The following is a 24,038-nucleotide window of genomic DNA, read 5'->3' as shown; positions in this document are numbered from 1 at the left end:
GTTCGAATGCAGGTCTATGCCACAATAGTTCATGTCGGTCTCCGCAGGGTCAAAGTGCGTTTCGCAAACTGACTTTAACCCCGCCGCTGCACGGCGGCGAGGAGGCCGGCTACATGATCATCATTACAGATCCCTGCTGTCAGTCGATTGATGGACGGCTCTCAGTGGTGCGTCCCGCTGGAGCACGGTCTTGGTGTTCGTCATACCCGTAGTGCCGATGTACAGCTGTACCGGCAAACTGGCCTCGTCCAGTTGCCTGTATTACCCGTCTTCACATTGACCGGGCGTTTCTGCCCGGGGGCGCAGTGAAGGAGCGGAGCGCAGTCCAGCGAAGGCCCGGCAGGCCCTGTCGGGGATAGCCTCGCGCGCTCCGTTTCCAAGGTCGGCTGTGTTTGCGTCATCTCAAAGGAGAGACCACATGGTCGGTAGAAGTTCAGATCAGCATCAGAGCAAGCGGCCCCAGCAGGGGCCGGGCACTTCGGCTGTCTTTGCGCTCACCACGATTGCCCAGACCGCGCATCCGTCACAGGCGGTTCTGGCGCTCATCATCTTCGCGATTGCCGCGGTGGGGATTTTCACGCACCGGCGCTAGACACAAACCGAGGCACAGGCGAAGTCGTACGCGCGGGCCCTCTGTGTGGGGCCCGCGTCCTGTTGCCCGCCCCAGGATTCGTCGGCACGGCGGCGAAGGTCGCGGCCCTAGCGGCGTTGTCGCGCGTGGCGCACACGAAGGATCTGCACCCGTTCACCGGCAATGCGGTACACGACAATATAGTTAGGCATCACGACCATTTCACGGGTCCCCCGGACGCGACCCGCCCGGTAACGGTTCGGGTAGGTCGCGAGCGTGGTGGTTTTTTCACGGATGCGCAGCCCGAGTTCGACGGCGGCGGCCGGACTGTCCTCGCTCACGTAATCGATGATCGACAGCAACTGTTCCACTGCACGCGGCAGCCACTCGACGATCATGCGCGGCCCTTGCGCGCAGCCCTCTTCGCAGTCGCGGCAAGCTTCGTGTCGAGCTGCGCCATCACCTCATCGTGTGGGACAAACGACGTGCCGGGGCGGTCTGCCTCGGCGATCGCCTGCAGCACGTCGGCCTCGAACTCGGCCGCCTCGTCAGCCAGCGCATTGCGCCGCTTCATGTGGGCACTCTGGTCCGGGCGCGTCCAGGCAGGGGCCTTGGGGGCGTGCGTATCCCACTCCTCAAGCGCGAAACGGCCGGTCGCCACGCCCAGCTCGCGCACGACCTTCAGGGCCTGGCCCGGATCGCGAAACGCACGTCGCTCGCGGCCGTTCGAGGTCACCAGCTCGGCCACGCCCGATTCGCGGGTTTCGAGTTCGATGTAGAAAGCGCCCTTTTCGGCGCGCAGGATCGCGGACAGGACACCACCGGCCCTGACGGCGGCGCTGGCCTGGGCGACATCAAAGGAAACACGTCGCATGATGGCTCCGGGGAACAGGTAAGGTCACGCTTTATTATATTCGTTTCCACGAAATATTGGATTTCGTGGCTTTGAGGCGTAAAATCGATTGTCGGTTTGGCGAAAAGCCTTGCCAGGCAAGGGTTGGCGGCCGGTATCTAACATAAAAACCTGTTGTGGAACCCAGGCCCTTCGTGTTTTCGACGCCGCGGCCTCCCGGCCGTCTTCCGTGCCAGGTTATCCCGGCGATGATGCGTGAATGTGACCCCGCTTTAATCGGGGACCCGTGTCACAGTTCCAGACGACGCAGGGAAAGCCATCCCGCTCCCCGCCTGTCTGTGGCCCGGTCAGAATGGCGGCCCGTCAGGAGGCGACACAAATCTTGCACCGGTCGGCCCGGTGCCTGACGCCACCAGGGATCCCGCTGCCTCTTTTGCCTGTTCGCGGTTCCTCGACGGGTGCGCCGGGTGGGTCCCGCGACGGCAGAACGCGTCCCGTTTCGATACCAGGGCGCCCTTCCCGAGAAAACCGTACGGGAACCGCGACCCCCCCCCGATACGGCGCGGGCGGCGGCCCGGGCCGGTCTGGCGTGCGATTCCATCGGCCCCCGCATGCCTCCCTGCGCTTCGCCCGGTACAGGTGCGGATGGCTCGATCCCTACGCTAGTATGGAGGGGAAAAAGGGAGGATCGAAGACTGCATCGGCCTGGTGCTGCCGTCAACTCCCCGCTTTGTCCTGCTGTCCAGCCGCCAGCGTCGCCGCGTTCCGACGGAGGTCGATATGAACGAACAATCCGTGCTCGGTATCATCCATGCGCAGGAACTACTGATGGTGTCCCTCATTCGCATACTTCCCCCCGACGAACGGCGCAAAGTTCTCGACGAGTTCCATGGCCAGGCGGAACTGGTCGACGCGCCGCATCTGGGCGACGGCCATAACCGCGAAATGACCGAAGCGTTCCGGGCGCATATCCGCAAACTGTCGATCCTGCTGGCGTCGTTGAATTGATCGGGCGGAGGTTCGCGCCGCCGGACTTACCGGGCGCGAGCGTGCACTGCCGCCGTGGACCTGGTGAATGCACTTGCGTTGCTGGGCACGACGGCCGCGGATTGGTGAGCGAAGGTCGAAGTAACCTGCTGCTGCGCGCGCACGCGTGACAGCCTCGAGAACACCGGGAAACATTCGTGATGCCGGGCTATTTCTTTGCTTGGGTGACAGCCAGCAGCGACCTATCCTGAAAGTCCCGCCCCTGCCACCAGGAGACTCGCCATGCAACCCCATGCAATCGACGTCGCCTTCGATGGTCCCACGATGTACATCGACCTGTCTGACGGCCGCGCTATCCAGCTGCCCCTACACCTGTTCCCAGTTCTCGACGAGGCATCCAGCGAACAGCGCGAACACCTCGCGATCTCACTGGACGGCCAGCAGCTGTTCTGGCCCGAGCTCGACGAGGACATGAGTGTCACCGCTCTGCTCAACGCTGCCGCGCGCAAGACGATGCATTGAAGTATTTCGAACTCCGCACTACCACCGTGCCAAACAGGCGTCGAACGTCCCTCCCCGCCTTGGCCAGCTGCTGACGGATTGGCGCACTCGCCTCATACATGGCGGCCTGCACTTTCGCGTTGTCATGCAAGGTTCATCGGGGCCCTTACGAAGAATACGAAGGCCTGCGCGCCAGGGTGTCGAACAGGTGGAGGGAAGGATGGGACCAGGCGACTTCAGCGCATTCGAGCACGAAGGTTGGGAGCGTGTCGCCCAGGCCTATCACACGTATTTCGGTGATTTGACTGCCCAGTCGAACCACGCGATGCTCGAGGCCCTTGGCGTAGGGCGTGGCACGCGCTTTCTCGACGTCGCATCCGGCCCTGGCTACCTCGCTGCTGCAGCCAGGCGTCGCGGTGCAGACGTCGCCGGCGTGGATTTCTCGGTCGCGATGGTCGAAAAGGCGAGGCGCGTTTTTCCGGGACTCGAATTCCGCATCGGCGACGCGGAGGATTTGCCATTTCCCGACGAAAGCTTTGGCGCAGTGGGCATCGGCTTCGGGATGGAGCATTTTCAGCATCCTGAGCGTGCACTCGCGGAGGCGTTTCGCGTGCTGCAGTCTGGCGGCAGGATTGCCTTTACAGTCGGCGCGATGCCGGACAAGGCTGTCGGTATCGGGATGGTGTTAAAGGCAATCGGGAAGCACGGGACGACCGATGTGCCAGTTCCGCAGGGACCGCCTTTCTTTCGGTTCAGCGATTGGGGGGAATCGAGGCGCGCATTGCTCGAAGCTGGGTTCGTCCACCCGGAGGTGCGAGAGGTGGACCAGACCCTGGTGCTGCGTTCGCCCAATACACCGTATCACGCGCTCATGCGCGGCGGCGTCCGGGTTGCCGCGATACTGCACGCGCAGACGCCGGCTGCGCTGGCGCTGATTGAACGGGCCGTCGCGCACGAAGCAGAGACGTATCGGAGCGGTGCCGGGGAGCTGCGGATTCCCATGTGTTGCGTCCTCGCCTCCGCCCTCAAACCTTAGGGGCTAGCTGATTTAAGCGAGGATAGCGCACTACGCCTTGCCAGGAATGCTCTCGAAAATCGACCGAGGTATCTGCCTTGCTGCGGCCCGTGTACCTCTCGACGTTCTTAAGCCTAAATCAGGCTTGCGTCATGGGAGAGATGCGCAACGCACATCGCGTGAATCTGCTGGACGACCGGCTTCCGGTAGTCGAGAAACCAGCCACGATTCAGGTTGAAGAGCTGAACGAGGTCGGCCTCGGCTTGCGGAAACGGCAAATCAAGCGCCTTTAGCGCGACCACTCGGCACGCTTCAACGAGCTGCGCGCGCTCAAGCCAACCGCATTCAGCGCCGTTCGAGCTGAGACAGATTTGCGCAGACTCGATGAGATGAAGAGTGCGCAACCATTCGCCGCTGCGAGCAAATGCGAAGAGCCGCCCGACCACGAGGAACGCGTGCAGCTCGGCCTTCGTTTCGTCATCCAGCTTTTTCATTTCTCGGCTTCCGCTTTCGGCGCAGCTGTATTGCTCTTCGGCACACGCGGCGGTGCCGGGAACGGCGTTCTACTTTTCTGAAGCGTGAGGACCCGTCCTGTCACATGCTGTGTAGCGCGCAATCAGACCATCGACCGCCAATAGAGTAAGCCTAGGATCCCCTCGCCTGTCCGGATTACTCCGGTCAGTTGCCTCATTGCCATCCGGTGCCTTGGATGATTGCGATCGCACAGGGCGCCCAAAAGATACGCCATCTCGCACGTATCGCGTCTTGACGCGCGCCACCAGCAGGGACAGGCCGAAGCCGGCGGCCGGGACCACCAGCATGGCGGGTTGCTCCCGTGCGTACGACAGGAACACGCTCATGGCTTCCTCAGCTTGGCAATCACCATGTCAAAGGCGAACGCACATTCATCGGCCATAGCCGACGTTCGGTGATAGATGGTGGGGCGTCGGCTGCAGATCGGGTTGCTGCCATTCGCAAACCGACGTCGGCGAATGGCAGCTCTCACCGCGGTCGAACGGGTCTTCACGACCCGTTGCGGGCAGTGGCGCGCGCCGAACGAGCGTCCCCTTATTGCAGTCGATCTCGAGCCATTCAAACGTTCGCAACCGCGAACGTCAGCTCTCGCTGCCGTCGAACGAGTCTTCACGACCCATAAGAGACGACGATCTTTCTACAAAGCGGCCATTAGACTCGGCGACGTTTGCGACTCAAAGCAGGAGCAGCAGTGCACCGAAGAAAAACAGGAAACATCCTGTAGCAAACTGGGCTTGGAGAAAGCCGCGCCATCCTGGGTAGCCATATGGCACCGGTTGGGAGTATCGGGTCGGGATAGGCAGGCGCAAAAGCCAAGTGCGTAAGGCGTGTGTGAGCGCGAGCACGCCCCCGGCCAGGATAAATAGCGAAAACGTCCGAGGCGGATCGAACGGAATGGGAATGTCCAATACGTGCATCACAATGGGCACAAGCGCGCCTAGTACCAAAAGTCCGCATAGCAAACGATAGAGCAGAGTAAGGCTCGTCTTTAACCACGTGGGCGCATTGCTCTTGCCTTGAGGTGGAGGCGTCCAGGTCATTCTGTTTGGCGGATGGGGTCCGTGCGTGGGGACAGGATTTGGCCGTGATTTGAATTTAACCTCATCTCATGGTCCACCGCCTGATTGTTTACGATTCCCGGATTCCCGTCGAGTGTCCAATTCTGGCCGTACAAGGTCGTGGGGCCGGGCGTGACGGCTCCGATGCAGTCACCGTTGAAGCCAATCGTCGCGGCCGATGCCATAGACGTGATCACATTCGTCGTAAGCCTCGTCGATTGACAGATACAAATGATCTGAAGTCGGAAATGGCGCTTCTAGAGATTCATACCGCATCAGTAGAAAGACTCCGCCTTCGAGTTCTTCAATCTCGATCTTCACGGTCGTGCCTTCGCTTTCGCCTCGTCCATCAATGGACTTTCGAGTTGGCGCCCAAATCAGCATAGGCGGTTCGTGTGCGTCACAGGTGGTGTTTTCATGTGAATCGATCAACGTTGTTGGCTCATGCTCTCGTTATTGTCGACGATCCGAGGGGCGATGTCGAACGACCGGAACTGGCCGCACAGAGTCCTACAGCCTAGTCGGTGAGGAGGCTTGGAGCGCGCACGTTATGCGAGAGGCATAAGCCGACCCACTCCGGACCTTTGGTTTGCCTCAAAGCGGCCGCTCAGCGCTGAAAACCCAAGCCTCGTCTAGCATCTCGACTCTTCCACCCGCTACTGTCGCTCAGGCTTTCGTTAGCTGATAGTGCCTTGACGCACGGGCCCGATTGCCACAAGTCTCAGCCTTGCACCACCGCCTGCGCTTGTTTTTGGAACGATCTACGAATAGCCATGTGCAACGTTCGCATTCCCTCACGTAGGGCATTTCGCTACTGAGTAGAAGTTGCTGAACGTCTAATGCGATGCGGTTCCACAACGTATTCAGGCCAGCTTTATCCGTGTCGATCTGCCAATCGCACCCGTCGGGACGCCGCTCCAAACGAGCGACATTGACCGCCGCGGCGACGGCACTTCGCAAAACGACGTCATCCGCCGGCTCCACCACACGGTTGGCCGCTAGTGCGGAGAATAGCCGATACAGACTTTCCCGAAAAAGTCGCAATTGCTCGAGGTTGTGCGCGGCTTCGGCTGGTGCCTGCCTCGCCATCGCGCGCAGACGCCTACCCTCGTTCCCGGAAACCGCGCCGGCTGCGGAGGCCCAATCCACCGCTGCCCGGTAGTTGGTCAAGCGCTCCTCGTCTCTCGTCTTGTCCCGGCCGCCCTGCGTATTCGCGAAATCCAGGCATAGAGCCCCCCCGGCGAAACTGCCAGCGTTCCATGCTTGATCTTCCGTCATCGGTCTCCCCTCATTTTTAATGCTCAAAATAAAGTTTACACGTTAGGCAAAATCGCGAGCAGAATAATGGTTAAACATAGCTTAGAGCATTATAGGGGGTGTCATGTGCTGGAAGCTCGATCGCTGCTATGACTTTCATGGTCAGACGGTTCGCTATTCGGTGCATGGCGAAGGGCCGCCGCTGGTTTTCGTGCATGGCACACCGTTCTCGTCCTATGTGTGGCGCCGCATCGTTCCGCATTTTTGCGCGACCCACCGCGTGTATTGCTATGATTTGCTCGGCTACGGACAGTCGGAGCAACGGCAAGGCCAAGACGTTTCCCTTGGCATGCAAAATCTGCTGCTCGCGGAATTGCTTGACCACTGGCGCGTGGAACGGCCGGACGTTGTGGCACACGATTTTGGCGGCGCAACGGCGCTAAGGACACACCTGCTGGGGAGCAAAGACTACCGAAGTCTGACGCTGATCGATCCGGTCGCGCTGTCCCCATGGGGTTCTCCTTTCGTACAGCATGTCCGACAGTACGAAACTGCTTTTGGAGGACTTCCAGAGTACATTCACCGCGCAATCGTACCGGCCTATGTGCGCGGAGCAATACGGCGCCCCATTTCCGATGAGGAACTGCAGCCCTACGTGCTACCCTGGCTAGGGGCATCAGGACAAGCGGCGTTTTACGTCCAGATCGCACAGATGGATCAGCGCTACACCGAGGAAGTTACCCCGCTCTACGCGCAGGTGCGCTGCCACACTTTGGTGCTTTGGGGCGAAGACGACCTATGGATACCTGTGGAGCGCGGGCGGCAGTTGCAGCGAACCATCCCTGGGTCTCAACTGCAGGTGATCCCCAACGCCGGGCATCTGGTACAAGAGGACGCGCCGGAGGCAATCGTGGCCGCGTTGTTCGGTTTCTTGTTCGAGTATCGCGGATAGCCAGGTAGACGATTAGCAGTCCATTTCATTGGTCCTTCCGCGAGCGGCGAGTGACCGCATTTTTGCCCGGAGATGTTGCGATACAAATGGGCAGACAAAGGACGATGATCTGGCGCAAGGGCCCTTTGGCTGGCTGAGAGACCATGGAGCACCGATTGTCGACAATCTACGGGCATCTGTCGAATGTCCCAAATTGGCCGACCGCCGTCCGACGCCACGGCGCGGTGGTGGACCCGGAGGAGACCTTCGGCTCTCTCGTTAGCCGTCGTTCGATGCGGCCAACTATTTGGCTAACTTCGTAAGGTCTATATACTGTCGTCGCGGCGGGGGGAAGGACACCCCGAAAGGGGCGCCAGTGGATAATACCGACCGCGCCCAGGGTCTTGGGCACCGTCTGCGTAATAGTCAGGCGCAGACCATGCCCCGCCGCGCGTCTCCGACTGAACGTGGCTCTATCTCGATTGCCAGGCTCTAGCGGGGCGGCCGGGTTATAACTAAACCGGCGTCTATTCCACCGCGACGTGCTTTCTCCACGCACTGAAGCCAGTCCCGCCACGCAGCGGGGTCCGCAGTTGCTCCGTCCGAAAGCAGACTTATATCTCCCAAGAGTGACCCAAGATCGTCGGAATTTGTCCGTTGATAGAGTTCAACAATAAATTCGTACATCGCGAGGTATGCCTCGTGCAATGTCAGGCGCTCACTGTCCAGAGTCATTTCGCTCGTTGGATTGTGTCTTTGGTCTCTCAATTGTTACCGATCTAGGCGTGTACGTCGATCGTCCGAAACTGGCCGAACTTAGCCAAGACGATCGCCACATGGCACGTGGAGCGACCACAGCGTTTCGAAGGCCTCCAGCGTCACTTCCTTCGCCTCGAACTGCGAATCGGCGTTAATTGCATACAACTCGGGCACCGGAAGCGTTCCGAGTTGTGTGCCCAGCGCCGATCTCTTTCCGTCCGAAAACCCGACTCGCCCGTCGCGAAAGAACTCAAGCTTGCGCAGTTCATAACGATCCGGGTCGAGCACGGATACCAGACGAACTGGCTCCGCAGCGAAATCGTGTTTCCACTCGACATCAATCGCAATCAAACTGTCGCCCCTTGTCTGCACGCGTCAGAGTAGCTCCCTTCGCCGCTCCGTTGTGCGATTGTCGACGATTTAGGCGTGGGGTGCCAATGGCCGCTACTGGCCGGAATACGTCCCACGACCGAGCGAGATGATTGCCTCGGACGTGGCTCTCATGCTTTGACGGTGGTCCGACGAAGGTTGAACTGAAGATCGGCGACGTGAACGCCCCGAGATCGCCACGATTCGCTTTCGTCTTCGCCGCAAGGAGGCGCGCGCGGGCGCCGCGTAGGTTCGGTCCAACGGCGGGTCAATTCTGGCCGACCATCAAAAGGAAGCGTTCATTGTGGTCGCCGGCGCGTCCGCCTTGCCAGATTTTTCGCCATCCAGCCGGGGGCGTTACGCGGGCGTCGGCCTTGTCGAGCAGCAGCAGCACGCCGCAGCGCGAGCCGTGCGCAAAGTCGGCGAGCTGTATCGCACGCACGTCGATGAAGTAGTCGAGCATTGCGCGCTCGGAGTCACCGACACCGAGCGACCCTGCGCAGGCTTTGGGTGCTCCGCTGAGCGCTGCGCGCGGCAATGCCTCGCGCAGTTCGGCGAACGGCGTACGGTAGCTGCGCGCCTCGTTGACCCACGGCAGCAGCAGCGTCGAGAGCGTGCCCCACACGAACGTCAGGCCAGCGAACCCGAGAATGAGTGCGCCAAGCTCGCGACGAAGCACGATCGCGGCGATCCACAGCGCCAGCAGCAGCAGTGCGCCGAGCACGAGTCCGGGCGAGAACGCCAGTTGATAGTCCAGTGGCAGCCATTTGCCGATCGGGCCGGCGGCGACGTGACCGTTACCGGTCAATTGCAGGCCCCAACGCGTCCAGACGAACAGGCCCAGCGCGCTCATCAGAACGATGGCTAGCGTCGCCCACGTCTTCTCGAGCCAGTTCGGCAAGCGAACGCCCGCACCCAGCACGCCCAGTGCCGGGAAAATCGACAAGATATAGATATCGCGCATCACAGATGACGTGGCGAGAGTCGCGACGAGAAGCACAACGTAACCCCACAGCACCGCAAGTTCAGGACGCGAGACGGCGTAGCGGCGCCAGCTCTCGATACGCGAGGCGGCGACCAGCGCCCCGATGGCGAGCCAGCCCGCAGGGAACGTCAGCGCGATCAGACTGGCGAAATCGCTCAGATACGACTTGCGCTCACCGCCCAGATGCACGAAGCCGAAGAATCGGCCGAAGTTGTTGTCCCAGAACCATTCGATAAACAACGAAGGCGACGCGTGCCATAACAGTGCCGGCCAGATCACCACCCAGGGCAGCACGGCCAGCACCGCCCACGCGAGCGCTGCCGCATAGCGCCGGGTACGGTACGCGGGCAGCAGCAGCGCCGCCAGGCACGTCAGTGCGAGCACGCCAGGCACGAGCAAACCTTTGCTGAGAAAGGCGATGCCGGCGCCGGTGCCGAGCTGCAGCCCCCACAGGCGGGAAGAGGCGTCGGAGCGCGCCAGCCGGGGGAGCGCCGCAAGCGCGAGTGCGGCGCCGGCCAGTTGCGGCACGTCTGCCGTGAGTTTGTGCACGTTCTCGACGGCGCCGAAGCTGCCAAGCATCAGCATGGGCGCGAGCCAGTCGAACGATGCCTTGCCGTGCAGCCGCTGCGCGAGCCGACCCACGCAGGCCGAGGCCACGAGCAACCACGCGAGCACAGCGATTTGCGCGCCCTGGAATACCGGCAGCACGCTAGAGGCGAGGCGCGCACACAAAGCACCGCTCCAGTACATCAAGGGCGGCTTCTCGACGAACGGATCGGCCGCCACGCGAGGCACGATCAGGTCATGCCCGCGAAAGAAGTTAAGCACCATGCCGACCGAATACGGCTCGTCGGCTTTCCAGGGATCACGGTCGAACATGCCGGCGACCAGAAAGGCCAACAGCAGCGCGGCGCAAAGCCACTGTGCCACGCGCGTGCGAGTCAACGTCGAGGGAATGACCGTGGACAGCTGGGCAGACCTGCCGAGTGGTAGATACCCCACGGCACACATCTCGAGACGCGCCGCAGCAGCAAAAAAAGCAGGAAAGGACCGGTAAGGAGCGCGGCACCAGCTCGCGGCCCGTTTTGTGACTGCCACAGGATTATCGGCGCCCCCGCGCTAAGTTTTACGCCCTCCTTTGGGGGGGCGATAAGGAGAGTCTCCGAGAGACGAGCTAATGCGCTATGCCAAAGATGTGCGTAGTAACGGAAATTGCACGGATTTCAGGCTATAGGAGATGTGCGACATGAGCCCCCCAGTCCAATCTGAAAGATAGGTTATGAACAGCATTCTCTCAGACGTAAGGCCCCAGTCTGTGCGCCTACGAACCAACCCTCGCACACGTCACCACGGAGTCCTTTCTTTCTCGATGAGGCGGAGCAGGGCCTTTTTCAGCGCCAGAGAGGAGCTCAGGAAACCCACCGCCTAAATGACCTGCCAGTGACTGATGGAAGCACGAGGGCTCATTGTCTACTCGGGAGCCGACGTTCGAATGGCTGCGATCCGGTTCCGGTCAACGACAGCAACTGGCCGTTCGTCGCCTCCGACGCGACGGCTGCTGTCTCCGCTCCTTTCACGTCATGCGATTCCTGCCCGGGCCGGTAATGCATATGCCGAACGGTATATTGCGTGGTGTACCGCTGCGCCTAGACTCAAATTGCTGCCACAACGTGATCCTGAGCTCTCCCAGTCCTCATTTTCACGTGTCCGGATTCCGCCGGCGTTGTTGCTCAACTCGACGAATCAATGGTCCCATCGTTTGTGATTCCGCTGAGCGTTAATGTCCGTGATGGTGATTCTCATGCAACGTCATCTAACTACTTTGCTCGCTGCCGCTGCGCTTTGGGCTTTGACACTGCTCTCGTTTCAGAGCGCCTTCGCGGAAACGGCGCCGAGCCTGGTTGGCACCTGGAAGCTAATTTCACTGACCGTCTTGAAAAGCGGTAGCCCGGTGGAGATCTTGGGCATTCATCCCGAAGGTCAGCTCGTTTTTGGCGATGATGGGCGCTATACGCTGGTCGCGGTCCGCTCCAACTTGCCGAAGCTTGCATCGGGCGATCGTCTTACAGCGACGGCGGACGAGACCAAACGGGTTGTGCAGGGAAGCGTCGCACATTTCGGAACATACGTAGTCGACCCGGCTACGCACACGATCGAATTTTACATTCGGAAGGGAACGTTCCCGAACTGGGATGGCGAAATACAGGCGAGACCATTCGTCATTGAAGCGGACCGACTCACGTATATCACGCCGGGCAGCTTTGGATACGGCGCATCGACCGCCATCTGGCAGCGGGATAAAAGCAGGTAAGCCTGCCCTTTAAGTTCCCCGTGCAAGAATCCAGAAACACTACCGGCACACAGGAAGGCGCAGAGATCAATGGACCAACGCGGTACGAATTTGCCTGCGGCCCATACGCGGTTGCGATAGCCCGAAAGGCTGCTCCCACCCTGAGCAGCCCTATGAAATGTCCGAAAGGAGACACTCAACAAGAGAAAAGTGTTGGATTCTGGTTCGGTGGAGGACAAAATCCGGAGACGCCCTCGGCATTAGAAGAAAAGGGGGAATTCAATGAGCGCAGATCCAGGAAGTTCAAGTTGGAAAGTGCCCGTTGCCAGTCGTGCATGCGCATTGTCGGGAAATACGTGGAATACACGTGATGCGCGCTACCGGACCTTTTAGTCAAAAGCCGAGAGGCACCATGAAACCATTTATCTTAGCGACAACTCTGATTTTCTCGGCATGTGTTGTGGCGCAGGAGGCCCCCTCATCCCCAGCAGTCGCTCAGTCGAATGTGGCAACACAACTGTTCATGGATCTGTGCATCCCGTCGGTCGGCAGTCGCGAAGCGTTGAATGCGCTGGCTGCCAAGTATAACTTGCGTGACGTTGCCCCATCGTTCTCTGAAAAAGTGCTTAGAGGACTGACCGGCAAGGTATGGTTGGCGCCGAGCCATTTGGGCAATTTCATCGTCATCTGGCAAGCCGATAATTCGTGCTCCGTTTGGGCAAGGAGAGCCGATGCTGCCACCTCAATCCAGCATTTCAAACGTATCGTGACTGGCGCGCAACGCCCCGGTCTTCAACTGCGAGTCGTTGCGGATCGGGACATTGAAGGTCAGGGTGGAACGTACCATTATCTAGCTTACATCCTGTCGAAGGTCGGCCAAGATGTTGGAACGTTCGCGAGCATCGGTGCCACTTCCTCGAATGCAGCGGAAGTCCAGGTTCGATTGAGGATGGAGCGTGAGAAGGTGCCAACGCCGGTACAAAACTGATCCTCCTTTGGAGCGATCCCCTCGTCTCCCGTCAAACCAATGATTTCGGTCTTTCCGTGGCGAATTACTTCCCGTGTGTGTGCTCGGTTCGTCAAAATTGACTTAATTCACGGCAAATCTTGGTCGGCAAGCGAGTGGAGACGTTGCTTCAGATCGTCGCCAATCTGGACACGTCGAGCGTCTCTTGTCGGCCCGAGGGGTAACCGGCAAGTCCGGCTAAAAGCCACGCCGTTGCCGCGATGAATCTTTCCGAAGAGTGGCCATTCGCACAGAGTCGGTCAGGAAACGCCCGGTAAGGGCTGTAAAGTGTCCCTCGGTCGGCGAGGCTTGCTGCGACTGGGGCGGCAGCCACGATAAAACGACCAAAAAACAATGGAGCCGTTTCACTATCCGGGGACGCTATGAAGATAACGCCGAAGGCGAAAGTGGTGGCGGAGATTCTATATGCCATTGTGTGTTTGGCTGCCATCTTCACGGTAGCGGCGCTCGTCCTACACAGACACACAGCACTTCGTGTTTTCGCGTTATTGGCGTGCATCAGCGCCGCGGTGCTCGGGTGGGTCAAGTCTAGGGATCCGGCAACAACCCATCTGACAATGTTCCCATCCAGGCTACATATAATCGTGTGGGCCGCAGCATCAGGATACGTTCTGCTCTCTTGCGTCGCGGGTTTGGCGCCAAATTTTAACTTCGCGGACTACATAGAGAGAGCGACGGAATCCACCCCTGCGCCCGGAGGGGGCTGGGTCTTGGTTGATTCTGCCAAAAAATATTACGGTTACGTGCAGTCACGATCACTTCAACGAACTGGCGATACGATTGCGGTCTGGTACCGGGTCTACTTGCCACGTTATAAATATCATCAAATAGCCTACCTTCAGGGACATGGCACGGCGGACTGCAAGGAACGGAAGACTATGAGCACGGACACACTTTCTTCATTCGACGAAAGAGGAAACCAGCTCACTCCCTCCTTTGTCCCGAAAGAGAAAGTCGCCGATATTGTTGGGCATCCGAATGGACATTTCGCGAGACTTCTGGTGGGTGCTTGTGGAATCGACACGTCTATCCAAAAAGTCGGCGATTGACGCACAACACGTATTCGACCGCAGTGGCCGCGACGTTACTTACTAACATTGTCGACGATTTCAGGCGATCCATTGAACGGCCAATCATGGCCGACTACCGACTCATGCGTAACGCAGGAGCGCGCTGCGGCGGCGGACCGGCTCAGTGCGACCCACACTGGTCATTCGGATTTCCGAAAGGCCACCGTTCAAACCGAAGCAAATGAACGGCCGATCTACATTTCGGCGTCATGCACCTCGCGACCGAGGGCGAGACTTAGCCTAGCGCACAGAACGGTAAGCCACCCAATCCATATAGGCGTTTCGAGTTCGCCGCAGAACTGGATGCCACCGGGCTCGACTGAGGCCCATATGAATCTAGCGTCGCCCTCCCACCCATACCAAGCCGGACCGTGCTTATCCTCGATCCAACCGTCCATTGATCTGTAGACAGCCCCAACCTTGGCCCACTCTTGCTCCGAAATATCGTACCGAACGTTAAGAGTGATTTCTTGTCGCATGAGCCTTCCCTCAAGGTTGCGTTTGTGCATCGGGATTGTCGACGATTTACGCCAGCGCGTCGAATGTCCCCAAGTGGCCGACCGGAGCCGACGCTGCAGGCCGAGGCCGACGTGCGAGGGACGCTCGATGCCGCTATCAAGAACGCTCACTCCTTGATGCTCCAAGTGCCGCAAATGATTTCGTAGCACGGCCCGTCATCAAAGGTGATCATCAAATGTTGTAACGCATCGACAGCCGCTCTATCTTTCTTTCCAGTGCTTCGGACTTCCTCTAGCCATGTACTCTCGAGGGAGACGAGCCTTGCATAAGCCAGGTTGAACATGGCTGCGGTGCATGAGGTTAGAAACGTGCACTTGTAGGATTCCACCCCGGAGAACTGAAGCACTATTTCCTTGGCGGCGCCGTCGTCCCCTTCGAACAATAGCCTCAATGTACATTCGCGGCGTGGAAGGACCACGAATTCAGGGCTATGGAATAAAGCAGAGGCTGCTACAGGCAATTTCCAATGTTCTTTCATCGTATCGGCTCCTGCGCGAGCCACTCGCACTCTTATAGTCGACTCGATTGTCGGCGATCTTGGTACCGGGGTCGAAGGTCTTTTTCTGGCCGACCGTCGCCGGTGGTCGACCATTGACCCGATGTGCTCACTCGAAAGGCTTCAAAGCAGTCAGCCACCTGCGCGCGACTCAAGCAGTGGATTGAATATCTGCAGGACGTCTGCAACGCCTACAATTGTTGAACCCTCGGCAACTTCAACACGTCGCCCGATCCAAAACGTGTGCGGGTATGCTTCGGGAGATAGAAGCCAGACCTCGGCTTTAGCTTGCTGCCCTGTCCGGACACCCGTTGCATCTACAAACTCGTGATGTGCAGACGACCAATAGTCAGCGCGCACTTTGTAGATTGGGCGATAGCCAGAAACGACCTCTTTCAACGAGCCATCTGATCTATGCGCCGTCAGATAGAAGTTCACGAGGAGGTGAGGTGGACGGGGCGGACGGGTCATACTCTTGGGCGAGGGTAGCTGAGAGGCTTGGGAACGCCGATTGTCAGCGATCTACGGGCATCTGTCGAATGTCTCAAAATGGCCGGCCAGAGCCCGATGACCGACAGCGACAATTGCGTCAGGCGCTCGTCTCATGCAAAAGGCATGGCCCGACCCGGAGTGGTCTCTCAGATTGAGCGATAGCGGACGTTCGCGCAGGAAATCCAAGAGGCGGCATCCAAATCATCTGTCATGACTTTGGCCCGCGGCCCTCATCGCCGGCTTCGTATGTTTTCCGAGCCTCGTTGTACGAATTATCGAACGGCTTGATGCGCAAAGCGCGCGCTTTGGACGAATACCCTCCTAGCGCTGCGAGCAGAAACCCGATGCAGAACATAAACATCCGCGCCTGAGGCCAAAATCGCTTTGCGTCAAGGGCGAAAATAACCAAGCCTACGCCAACCAGGAGGAAGGTACCGCCGAGCCAACTCGCAAAGTTGCCGTCCTCAATTAGTCGAAGCTTCATCTATTGCTTATTCCTTTATCGAAGATACGATTTCATTGAGGGTACAGAGTCGGATTGTCAGCGATCTACGGCCCTTCGTCCAATGTCTCAAAGTGGCCGACTGTACTCGTTCGCGGAAACCGCCAGAAAGCTGCCGTCGGCGATTTCAACGTCCGATTCGTGGAAGCTCGTCGAACTAGTGCTTTCGGCCACTTTCTGCCGCTCGCCTGAGCGATCCAGTGGTCACTCGAACGACCGGTCCGCTCCGACGCCCGCCCGATGCGCAACGCGCGGTTGCACGCCTTTGTGCCGTTCAGGCGTCGCTGTTCGCGCAGCCGCTCTGTGATTCTTTCTGGTCCATCACAGCCTCCCCGCGAGTCCCAACTGAAAGTTGGAAGGAGTTACAGAGCCAAAAACCAATCGGTCGCGGTGACCGCGGCACGGTGACCGCGTGCCTACTTGAGTATCCTCCATAGACGCCCAGGTGCAGATCGATTGCCTGCATCGGTTTGTGTGCTTTAGGCCTGAGCAGCCCTTGAAAGCTAGATGCGTCATTCGTCTTCTTTTGGGTATTTGACCGCCGCGTCGATCGCTTCGCGCTGGGTACGAAACCAGCCAAGGTGCGCCCAACCGCGATAGCGGAATTGGCCGTCGCGCTCCATCGGCAAGCCGTTTGCCAGCACGAAGTCCAGCCGCGCCGTCTCGTTAGACAGGGCTAGCCGGCATGTCAGGAAGCGCGTCGTTTCACGAATGCTCTCGCGGTTCGCTTGGTCCTCTGCTTTGTCCGCTTCTCTTTGCTGCTGCTCCTGATGGATTTCGTTGAGCATCGTGCTCAGCTTATCGTTCCTCGCCTGCGAGTCTTCCCTCACTTTGCGTGCCTTCGCGCTCAGCTCATCGAAGTCGCCGTAGTCTACCTCTTTGTATTTCCCGCCCAAGACGGAATGTGCGTAGAGCGCGTACAGCTCATGCGCGATGATGCCGGCGTGCTTCGGGTTCATGCCTTCGCCTTCCAGCGCGAGTGCGAATTTCAGTGTGTCCATGTGTGCTCCATAAAGTTTCCCGCAAAAACTGTGTGTTAGCGGTTGGTCACTGGAATAGGGCATGCAGTGGCGTCGATGAAGCCTTGCATGATCTTGGGTGCGAGCACGTAAAACTCGATGAAGAGGCCGACGATCAGGAGCTCGACTCGAGGCTTCCAGTTCCAGTTGATCCAGCGGGTCGTCAACTTTCGGCGTCGTCTTTCTAGGGACGTACTGCTTACGGCCCTCTTCAACCTGCTTCATCCATTCTTTATGATCTTGCATGGCCGTCTCCCGTCAGCGGCGAAACTTCTCCAGCCTTGGCCATCGCGATCATGCCAATGACCATCGCTCAATTGACGGCCGGGCGACGCTTGCTACAGTGCAACGCACCCCCTAACAATACGCTGAGGCCGATTTCATCGAAAGGAGCTGCGCACAGTTCCGGGATGCTCCCGGACAAGAGCGTTTGGCGCCTGAGCGAATAGCGCATGTAAGTGGCGCTGGGGAGCGCTGCGCTGAACCGCTTCGCGCTCGTTACTGCGCATCGTCTCAACACCGGGTAGAAAGGCGACGGCATCGTTGTTATGGATTGAGAACACGTGGTCGCACAAGTCCGCCACACCGGCCGTCCTGTCTATGACTGGAATCGGCCGACGCCATGTCAAGACGCCAATCCCATGGTGCTCGGGTGTCGCTTTACCAGAACCCCGTATTTTGTAGCTCGATGCCTAGCTCATGCACGCGTACACCCGCGCCCAACGGGCCCCTTGGGCGACGGAGCGCGTCGAGCGGCAAGAAAGCGATCGCGCGACCTTCCGCAACCCTCACACGTGCGCGAGACGGGGCGTAAATAATTTTGTAGGGTGGGCACGACGGCCGATTTGAAACTGTACGTCGAGCCGCCTACATTAGTGGTGAGTCAGAGCAACGAACCGAGCGTCCAGGATCACCCGTTCTGCTTTCCAGCCCGATTGAAGCCATGGCCCTGTCGACAAATTCCCCGACGAAAGCGTTGCTGGCAGAGGTGATTCGTTCGCATCTCGCCGGGAAGTTGGTTGTCGGTGCGGATACGTCGCCTACGGGCACCGGGAAAACCACCTCCAGCAGCCAGTTCTTTCACGACCCCGAAAGTTTTCTTCAGTCAATTGGCAAATCAACAGATCTGAAAGTGGTGATTGTGGCTTCGCAGCATCGGTACCTCGGGAACTATTGGGTGAAGGGCAACCATCAGCTTGCGATCCGGTTTCTGGGCGCCGACGAATATGCCCGCCGATTGAGGAAAATCGCAAAGGCTGCTCCGTCCGCGGCCGCGCAGGAAGAAGAGATGGTTTGCGACGGCCTGATTCCGCATCGCTGCCCGTTGCGCGGAAACAGCGATTGGCAGAAAAGCCTCCTCGGGGCCGCCGAGCGCAGCAAGGCAATCACGTTCACGGACTACCGGGAGATCTGCAAGGGGCATCTGAAGGAAAAACTGGAGTCATCGGATCCGGCCCAACTGTTTGACGCCTGCAACCATGCGTGTCCGCTGGCTGGCGGCGCCTTCTTTGGCGTCGCCCTGCCTCACGACAGTCCAGACGGCAAAAAAGGCCACGCCCGGCACCCCGGCCATCCGCGCCTTGCCCTGCTCACCACCGCCAAGTTCCGGTACCGCGCCGCCGCGTTCTACCTCCACCACGGCGAGATCATGGTGCGCACGCCCGACTTCCAGGATATCCGGGATGCGGTAATCCTCTTTGAGGAAGCGGCCGACGCCTTTGCCAGCATGCTCGGATACGTTGACGAGAAGGCCGTCTCGACCGAGCTGCTGAGTACCGCAGCCTTGGCTCATGAGCTGTTTAACCGTCGTCAGTTCGAGCACGATTGGATCAAGCACTTTTGTCAGCGCACGGCGACCATCTATCTGGGCGCAGCCCGCGACACCATTGTCCAGGACGGGAAGTGGATGCCGGTGAACGTGTACCAGCAGGATCCGAAACACCGTGGCGATTACCTGCTCCCGGTAAGTCGCGACCGCTCCGCGCTGGCAATGGCAGACTACGCGCGCTACGCCACGCACAAGGAAACAGATGGCAATGGCGCGCAGCTCAGCTTTTCACTCCTGATCAAAGGCGTCGACCCACCGGAAACCGCCTACTCCCCGGACGTCGTCAAGCCGGCCCGGGTGGATCCCAAGGTAGCGGCCACCCGTCGCGCCGCACCGGGCAACGTGATCCCGATGCCCCCAATGACCGCGTCCCTAGGCCCGCTTGTGCAGGCGATCTACGCCATGGCAATCAAGCCCTTCGTGAGGTTTTTTCCTTATACGCATCACCGGGCCGGGTCCCTCACCTTCCGGGAGCACGTGAGCAATGAACTGAACAAAACGTTCCAGTTGCACCGGCCAGTTCGTGAGGCGCTGCGCGATCTCGCGCTTAGCAAGATTTACTCCGAGAGCAACGTCAAGTCGCTGCGCGACAGTGAGCAGGATGTCTTTGCCGAGGATTATTACTACAAGCATGGTATCGCCTACTGTGAAGTGCACAGGCCGCAACGCGATGCGACCGAGCGCGACCCGCTCCATATCACGCTAAACGTCAGCTACCCCCCGCCGGAGCAGCTGGTCTACAACCTCCTCAGGCAACACAATTCAATCATTTTCTCGTCAGCGACGCTCCGGTTGAAATCCCCGTACACGAATCTCAATCTGGACTGGATCCTGCGCAAGCACCTAGGCGACCTGGCCGAGCAGGATGGTGCCGTCAAACACGAGGTGATTGACCTGGACGACCCCGGCAGACCTGAGCTGCATCGATTGAAGCGTCTAGCGACAGACCGGCTGATCGAAGCCCGGCACTGGGAAGACCGGCCGCTACCGGTCTGCATCTTCAAGACTAGCAACGACAAAGAGGACACGGAGTATCTCGAGGGCTATCAGGCGCTCATTACCGAAATCCGGTCGCTCAACAAACTCCACGTTCCTGCCATTGGCATAGTCATGGTGAACAGTTATGCGCACGCGGAGGAACTCTTGCGCCGGCTCGAGTATGCGCACGTTGCTCTGAACATCGGGGAGCTGTACGCCGTCAATACGGATTTCGACCGCTTCGACCGGCCAGGACTCTCCACCCTTGATACCTGGATCACGGGCGGCGAGATCCAGCGCGGGGCCAATGGCACGCCCAACCCGATGCGCGAGCCTATGCTGTTCGACGATCTCGAGGCCGCGGTATCGGCCAGGATGGGGCCTCTTCTGAGCAGGGCAAAGCCGCTCAACGGTCTGGTGGTCTCGGTGATCCAGAAAATCGGGAAGGGCGCGTCGTTTCGCGTGGACCTCACGAATGTCAAGCTCGGCCGCTGCGGGCGCGCCTATCTCGGTGATGGGATAGATGTCGATCGCGCCGACCCCTGTGTCGACTTCAATCTCGTCGCGTTCGCCGAGCACCCGCGCAATTTGGTCAACGTAGCCAACTACAGACGGATTGCGGTGCAAGGTGTGTCGATTGGCGGCCGGGACATGCAGGAGAAGCTCACCCAGCAGTTGCGCTGTGGCGAGTTCAAGCCGATACAGTGTGCGATGAAATGGTCGCGTTTCGGCGCGCTCGCCGTGACCGATCTAACCGTGCAGGGGGCGGGCCGAATGACCCGATGCCGCACACCGCTCCCGGTGCACCGCCGCTTTATCCTGTCGGACAAACAGGCACGGCTCGTGATGCTCGGCTTGGGGTATTGCAGTCCGGGCGACCTCCTCTTTACCCCGGATCTGGCGCGCATCCGTGACACCTGTCTCGACTACTGGATGGAGGCCACCATTGCTTGCACCGACGAAGACGCCGGCGCGGCCGAGTGGGTCTCAAACGTGTACCGGCAGGGCGGCAAGCGCAGCGCTCGACGTTATGCGGAACTGAAAGCCGTACGCGATATCCGCACCTTTCTGTCACAGCCGGAGCATTATGTTTTTTCGTCGCAGGATGCGTTCGACAAGGCGACTGCAGGCGCCTTCCAGGACGACTATGGCGTCATTCCTCAAGATCTCGCTGTCAGGGACACGGCACTGGCCCGGCTTCGCCAGTCCTACCTCAGGACCTCGACCATGCAGCTAGCACGGGCGAGCGTGTCGAAACGGTCGATCGAGATTATCCTCAACCACGGACCCGGGCGCCTGTCGCTGATCTCGTACCGCCAGAAACTGCCGCCCACGCGCGGCCGGAACCCGGTCATGCTGCTCAAGCCGCGCGAGCTACATGAGATCGCCTATCCGGCCGCCGACGAAGCGGCCGTCCTCCGAATGCTGGACGCGTTCCAAGCCAGGGGCGACGTGAGCTTTCAGGTTCAATCCGCGCTCGACAACGCGCGGTTCATGCACCCGATTCGCAATGGCACCCATGAAGCAGGTGACTTCTATCTGCTGATCAAGGGGTTCAAGCTGTTGCTGGACAACAAAACCACGGGGACCGGTTCGATCCACAACCCGGAATTGCGCGGCGTCGACAGCGTGAGGGCCGAAGTGCTGTCCAAAACCGCGCGCTTTGAGCGTGGGACTGGCATCAAGGTCGACGCTTTCGTGTTTGCCAATTCGGGCTGGAATCTCCAGGACATGTGGTACCCCGACGTGATTCCCCGGTGTGGCGTGCCGGTGTTCCATATGGACGCGTGCACGACGCTCAGTCCAGCCAGAATGGCCATTGAGTTCCAGCACACCTTGACCGAGATCGTCACTTACCTCGCCACCCGGCGGTCAGCGGCGCAGCGCCGGTCGAGCCAGGCTGATGGATAATCCCTCACTAGCGCTCACCGCCGTGACCCTTGATGAACGGAAGGTGCGGCAACGCGCGGCGGCAGCGAAGGGGCGCCTCGTCCGCACGGATGACGACGACACGCATCGCCGCTGGACGTCAGTCATCTATACGCAAATGAACGCCGGCAATGTGCTGGCCAGCGTACGCACGACAGAGCACAGCTGGCTTCTCCTGGCGCGCCCCCTGCGCTCGCTCAAGTGCCGTGAGCTGATGACGGGCGCAAAAGACGCGTTTGGCGCCCCGGTCGAGGTGCTCGCACAACTTTTCTTCCAACAGGACCTTGCTGAGGCGGCGCCGTATGGTTTTGTGCGGTATTTTGGGGCCTTGCATGTTGCCGTCGATGACAGCTGGCAGCGCGGAGCGGCCAGCCTGCGCATGCTCGATGTCCGGCTCCAGCCCATTTGCATTGGGCGCTGGCTGCTACAGATGCGCTCGGTATCGTACACGCGCGATATCCGTCGCGCCGACAAAACCGCCCGCTGTTTCACCGTGCGGTGCGAGCCGGCGCGCGAGCGCTTCCGGCTGGTCCCCACGCTCAAAAGCGAGGCGCACGAAGCCCTTGCCTACGCGACGGCGAGTGCGTCCCGGTCCCGCGTGCCTTGGAAGGCGCGAACAGCGGCCGGCGCGAATCAGTTGGATAGGTACGGGTTGCTCAACCTAAGTCTCGCGCGAATGGCAAGCACTCTGGGGCTGGCGACCCTTAGTGTGTCGTTCGACCCGCTCTATCGTCACCGGCCTGTGGGCTCGACAACCCAGGCCAAGCAGGAACTGATGCATGAACAGGTGATCTCCCAGGTGGCGCCAGCGCTCGCAGGCTACCGGTTCTGTGTCACCTCGCATCTAGGCCGACCGGACTACCTGGCATCGCTAATGGCGCAGATGTTTCCCTTTGCCCAGTGGTGCCCGGTCGACGCGGCCGCAGCCGCGCCCGGCGAGATTGAGCATTTGCTGGCGGTCGTGAACACGCCGCGCCTTTCCGGGCCGGACCCGGAGGACGTCAAGGTCGCGCTGCGCGCGGCAGGTTTCCCGGTGATACAGTGTGTCACTGACGCTACGATCGCCTTGATCAGCAAGTCGATCCAGCAGCGCATTGACAAAACCACCGCGTACGCGAGTGTTGGAAAAGTCGAAGCGCGGCGCCCTCCGCAGGAACACGAGGTCATAGCACGGGCGCTGTTGATTCAGCTGCTGCTTAAGATTGAACTGCGCGACGGATGTTTTCTCGTTCCACGACCTTGGATGGGGACGGTGCCTGTGCAGCGCTATGCGTTCATTTTTCACGATTTCGGCGACCCCAAATGGGTCGTGGTCCTGCCGCAGGAGGATAGCCGGCACTTCGACGTGCAAGTCGTCGACAACGCGAGGCGGTTGCGACTAGGCTCGCGCATTCCGGTCTTGATTGACCCGCCAGACAAGGGGAAGGACGCGCGCGGCATTGATTTCGAGAACATTCGCCTTTCGGCGCGGCGCTGCGTCGTCATTCGCAACACTGAAATTAACGCGTATTCCACGCTCCGCAAGGGGCACGCCGGCATCTGGGTCATTCCAGAGCTATTCGCCTACATTTCCCAAGGCGCCGACGCCTCGTCCAGCGACCTCTGCACGAAGGTGGCCCCGCGCCTGCGGATCGTCGAAGCGTACGACCACGGCATCGCCTCCGATGACGATTGGCGCTGGCACGTCACGCTGGACATGGCAAGTCTGGCCTATGACCCAACGGTGCGGCTCTTCAAAACCTCAGCCTTCCCGGTGTTTGTGAAGCTGGCTGCAGAAAAGATGGACGCGCTCCGCCTGCCCATGGCGGCTGGTTAAGCCCGACCGGGCGCTGTGCAGCCTCGGTTGCTAACGCAACTACTTCCCCGGCGAAAGGTCAGGACGGGGGCGCGCGCAGACCTGGGCGCCCAATCGAACGCGTTTGGCCGCGCAAGCTCGAAGTCAAATTATGGACAGCCGCGGCCTCAGGTGAGCCACCCGCGCATTCTTTTGTTGTCATCTTTTTCTCCTAAGTCACGCGAACTTCTGCGGATTTTTCGATTCCTCCCTCCTAAATCATTTAGCTGCGGT

General features: G+C 59.7%; 21 protein-coding genes. 10 read left to right on the top strand and 11 right to left on the bottom strand.

Translation table 11 applies throughout. From position 1 onward, the window contains the following. Positions 1 to 418 precede the first annotated feature (418 nt). Positions 419 to 592, top strand: coding sequence for a hypothetical protein (locus VSR72_RS24020; RefSeq protein WP_342954828.1), 174 nt, complete (start codon positions 419 to 421; stop codon positions 590 to 592). A gap of 107 nt (positions 593 to 699) precedes the next feature. On the opposite strand, the gene VSR72_RS24015 is transcribed toward VSR72_RS24020, so the two are convergent. Together VSR72_RS24015 and VSR72_RS24010 are read right to left on the bottom strand one after the other, a co-directional pair. Further along, complete coding sequence (locus tag VSR72_RS24015; RefSeq protein ID WP_342954827.1) at positions 700 to 969, bottom strand: type II toxin-antitoxin system RelE/ParE family toxin; 270 nt, start codon at positions 967 to 969, stop codon at positions 700 to 702. Continuing rightward, positions 966 to 1,445, bottom strand: a complete 480-nt coding sequence (locus VSR72_RS24010; protein WP_342954826.1) for a hypothetical protein — start codon at positions 1,443 to 1,445, stop codon at positions 966 to 968. The genes VSR72_RS24015 and VSR72_RS24010 overlap by 4 nt, the downstream gene beginning before the upstream one ends. 759 nt (positions 1,446 to 2,204) lie before the next feature. Here VSR72_RS24010 and VSR72_RS24005 point away from each other — a divergent pair. From VSR72_RS24005 to VSR72_RS23995, 3 genes are all read left to right on the top strand, one after another. Continuing rightward, on the top strand, positions 2,205 to 2,432 hold the full coding sequence (locus VSR72_RS24005; protein WP_342954825.1) for a hypothetical protein: 228 nt from the start codon (positions 2,205 to 2,207) through the stop codon (positions 2,430 to 2,432). Between the two features lie 261 nt (positions 2,433 to 2,693). Further along, a complete protein-coding gene (locus tag VSR72_RS24000; RefSeq protein ID WP_342954824.1) occupies positions 2,694 to 2,933 on the top strand; it encodes a DUF2442 domain-containing protein in 240 nt (79 codons plus the stop codon). A 199-nt stretch (positions 2,934 to 3,132) separates the two neighbouring features. Further along, positions 3,133 to 3,948 (top strand): methyltransferase domain-containing protein, encoded by an 816-nt coding sequence (locus VSR72_RS23995; RefSeq protein WP_342954823.1) that lies wholly within the window; start codon positions 3,133 to 3,135, stop codon positions 3,946 to 3,948. 113 nt (positions 3,949 to 4,061) lie between these two features. On the opposite strand, the gene VSR72_RS23990 is transcribed toward VSR72_RS23995, so the two are convergent. The 3 genes from VSR72_RS23990 to VSR72_RS23980 all read right to left on the bottom strand — a co-directional run bounded on the left by VSR72_RS23990 (position 4,062) and on the right by VSR72_RS23980 (position 6,797). Then, positions 4,062 to 4,421, bottom strand: coding sequence for a hypothetical protein (locus VSR72_RS23990; RefSeq protein ID WP_342954822.1), 360 nt, complete (start codon positions 4,419 to 4,421; stop codon positions 4,062 to 4,064). Between the two features lie 1,248 nt (positions 4,422 to 5,669). Continuing rightward, positions 5,670 to 5,951 (bottom strand): hypothetical protein, encoded by a 282-nt coding sequence (locus VSR72_RS23985; protein ID WP_342954821.1) that lies wholly within the window; start codon positions 5,949 to 5,951, stop codon positions 5,670 to 5,672. 234 nt (positions 5,952 to 6,185) lie between these two features. Further along, positions 6,186 to 6,797, bottom strand: coding sequence for an ABATE domain-containing protein (locus VSR72_RS23980; protein WP_342954820.1), 612 nt, complete (start codon positions 6,795 to 6,797; stop codon positions 6,186 to 6,188). A 103-nt stretch (positions 6,798 to 6,900) separates the two neighbouring features. Between VSR72_RS23980 and VSR72_RS23975 the strand changes: the two genes are divergently transcribed. Next, a complete protein-coding gene (locus VSR72_RS23975) occupies positions 6,901 to 7,728 on the top strand; it encodes an alpha/beta hydrolase (protein WP_342954819.1) in 828 nt (275 codons plus the stop codon). Positions 7,729 to 8,523: 795 nt separating this feature from the next. Here VSR72_RS23975 and VSR72_RS23970 read toward each other — a convergent pair. Next, entirely contained in the window at positions 8,524 to 8,817 is a 294-nt protein-coding gene (locus VSR72_RS23970; RefSeq protein ID WP_342954818.1) for a hypothetical protein, read from the bottom strand. 286 nt (positions 8,818 to 9,103) lie between these two features. Continuing rightward, positions 9,104 to 10,822: a hypothetical protein gene (locus VSR72_RS23965; RefSeq protein WP_342954817.1), complete on the bottom strand. Its 1,719-nt coding sequence runs from the start codon at positions 10,820 to 10,822 to the stop codon at positions 9,104 to 9,106. A gap of 799 nt (positions 10,823 to 11,621) precedes the next feature. Here VSR72_RS23965 and VSR72_RS23960 point away from each other — a divergent pair. From VSR72_RS23960 to VSR72_RS23950, 3 genes are all read left to right on the top strand, one after another. Beyond that, complete coding sequence (locus tag VSR72_RS23960) at positions 11,622 to 12,131, top strand: lipocalin-like domain-containing protein (protein ID WP_342954816.1); 510 nt, start codon at positions 11,622 to 11,624, stop codon at positions 12,129 to 12,131. Between the two features lie 391 nt (positions 12,132 to 12,522). Continuing rightward, positions 12,523 to 13,098, top strand: a complete 576-nt coding sequence (locus VSR72_RS23955) for a hypothetical protein (RefSeq protein ID WP_342954815.1) — start codon at positions 12,523 to 12,525, stop codon at positions 13,096 to 13,098. A 917-nt stretch (positions 13,099 to 14,015) separates the two neighbouring features. Beyond that, positions 14,016 to 14,186, top strand: a complete 171-nt coding sequence (locus VSR72_RS23950) for a hypothetical protein (protein ID WP_342954814.1) — start codon at positions 14,016 to 14,018, stop codon at positions 14,184 to 14,186. 646 nt (positions 14,187 to 14,832) lie between these two features. Here VSR72_RS23950 and VSR72_RS23945 read toward each other — a convergent pair. The 4 genes from VSR72_RS23945 to VSR72_RS23930 all read right to left on the bottom strand — a co-directional run bounded on the left by VSR72_RS23945 (position 14,833) and on the right by VSR72_RS23930 (position 17,402). Next, positions 14,833 to 15,204: a hypothetical protein gene (locus tag VSR72_RS23945; protein ID WP_342954813.1), complete on the bottom strand. Its 372-nt coding sequence runs from the start codon at positions 15,202 to 15,204 to the stop codon at positions 14,833 to 14,835. Between the two features lie 718 nt (positions 15,205 to 15,922). Continuing rightward, entirely contained in the window at positions 15,923 to 16,198 is a 276-nt protein-coding gene (locus VSR72_RS23940; RefSeq protein ID WP_342954812.1) for a hypothetical protein, read from the bottom strand. A gap of 530 nt (positions 16,199 to 16,728) precedes the next feature. Next, entirely contained in the window at positions 16,729 to 17,217 is a 489-nt protein-coding gene (locus VSR72_RS23935) for a hypothetical protein (RefSeq protein ID WP_342954811.1), read from the bottom strand. Positions 17,218 to 17,252: 35 nt separating this feature from the next. Next, positions 17,253 to 17,402 carry a hypothetical protein gene (locus VSR72_RS23930; protein WP_342954810.1) on the bottom strand — a complete coding sequence of 50 codons (150 nt, stop codon included), beginning with the start codon at positions 17,400 to 17,402 and terminating at the stop codon, positions 17,253 to 17,255. Positions 17,403 to 18,178: 776 nt separating this feature from the next. Between VSR72_RS23930 and VSR72_RS23925 the strand changes: the two genes are divergently transcribed. Together VSR72_RS23925 and VSR72_RS23920 are read left to right on the top strand one after the other, a co-directional pair. After that, a complete protein-coding gene (locus VSR72_RS23925) occupies positions 18,179 to 21,952 on the top strand; it encodes a hypothetical protein (protein WP_342954809.1) in 3,774 nt (1,257 codons plus the stop codon). Next, positions 21,945 to 23,786, top strand: a complete 1,842-nt coding sequence (locus VSR72_RS23920) for a hypothetical protein (RefSeq protein WP_342954808.1) — start codon at positions 21,945 to 21,947, stop codon at positions 23,784 to 23,786. Before VSR72_RS23925 ends, VSR72_RS23920 begins: the two co-directional genes overlap by 8 nt. The last annotated feature ends 252 nt before the right edge of the window (positions 23,787 to 24,038 follow it).

The organism is Paraburkholderia sp. JHI869 (genome assembly GCF_038900775.1).
GTDB lineage: Bacteria > Pseudomonadota > Gammaproteobacteria > Burkholderiales > Burkholderiaceae > Paraburkholderia.
Note: the sequence above shows the minus strand (reverse complement) of the source record. Positions and strands in the feature narration are given on the sequence as shown.

Excerpts from the sequence above, each read along its gene's own strand:
- VSR72_RS24020 (WP_342954828.1), top strand. The coding sequence starts at position 419 with ATGGTCGGTAGAAGTTCAGATCAGCATCAGAGCAAGCGGCCCCAGCAG.
- VSR72_RS24015 (WP_342954827.1), bottom strand. The coding sequence starts at position 969 with ATGATCGTCGAGTGGCTGCCGCGTGCAGTGGAACAGTTGCTGTCGATC.
- VSR72_RS24010 (WP_342954826.1), bottom strand. The coding sequence starts at position 1,445 with ATGCGACGTGTTTCCTTTGATGTCGCCCAGGCCAGCGCCGCCGTCAGG.
- VSR72_RS24005 (WP_342954825.1), top strand. The coding sequence starts at position 2,205 with ATGAACGAACAATCCGTGCTCGGTATCATCCATGCGCAGGAACTACTG.
- VSR72_RS24000 (WP_342954824.1), top strand. The coding sequence starts at position 2,694 with ATGCAACCCCATGCAATCGACGTCGCCTTCGATGGTCCCACGATGTAC.
- VSR72_RS23995 (WP_342954823.1), top strand. The coding sequence starts at position 3,133 with ATGGGACCAGGCGACTTCAGCGCATTCGAGCACGAAGGTTGGGAGCGT.
- VSR72_RS23990 (WP_342954822.1), bottom strand. The coding sequence starts at position 4,421 with ATGAAAAAGCTGGATGACGAAACGAAGGCCGAGCTGCACGCGTTCCTC.
- VSR72_RS23980 (WP_342954820.1), bottom strand. The coding sequence starts at position 6,797 with ATGACGGAAGATCAAGCATGGAACGCTGGCAGTTTCGCCGGGGGGGCT.
- VSR72_RS23975 (WP_342954819.1), top strand. The coding sequence starts at position 6,901 with ATGTGCTGGAAGCTCGATCGCTGCTATGACTTTCATGGTCAGACGGTT.
- VSR72_RS23960 (WP_342954816.1), top strand. The coding sequence starts at position 11,622 with ATGCAACGTCATCTAACTACTTTGCTCGCTGCCGCTGCGCTTTGGGCT.
- VSR72_RS23955 (WP_342954815.1), top strand. The coding sequence starts at position 12,523 with ATGAAACCATTTATCTTAGCGACAACTCTGATTTTCTCGGCATGTGTT.
- VSR72_RS23950 (WP_342954814.1), top strand. The coding sequence starts at position 14,016 with ATGAGCACGGACACACTTTCTTCATTCGACGAAAGAGGAAACCAGCTC.
- VSR72_RS23945 (WP_342954813.1), bottom strand. The coding sequence starts at position 15,204 with ATGAAAGAACATTGGAAATTGCCTGTAGCAGCCTCTGCTTTATTCCAT.
- VSR72_RS23940 (WP_342954812.1), bottom strand. The coding sequence starts at position 16,198 with ATGAAGCTTCGACTAATTGAGGACGGCAACTTTGCGAGTTGGCTCGGC.
- VSR72_RS23935 (WP_342954811.1), bottom strand. The coding sequence starts at position 17,217 with ATGGACACACTGAAATTCGCACTCGCGCTGGAAGGCGAAGGCATGAAC.
- VSR72_RS23925 (WP_342954809.1), top strand. The coding sequence starts at position 18,179 with ATGGCCCTGTCGACAAATTCCCCGACGAAAGCGTTGCTGGCAGAGGTG.
- VSR72_RS23920 (WP_342954808.1), top strand. The coding sequence starts at position 21,945 with ATGGATAATCCCTCACTAGCGCTCACCGCCGTGACCCTTGATGAACGG.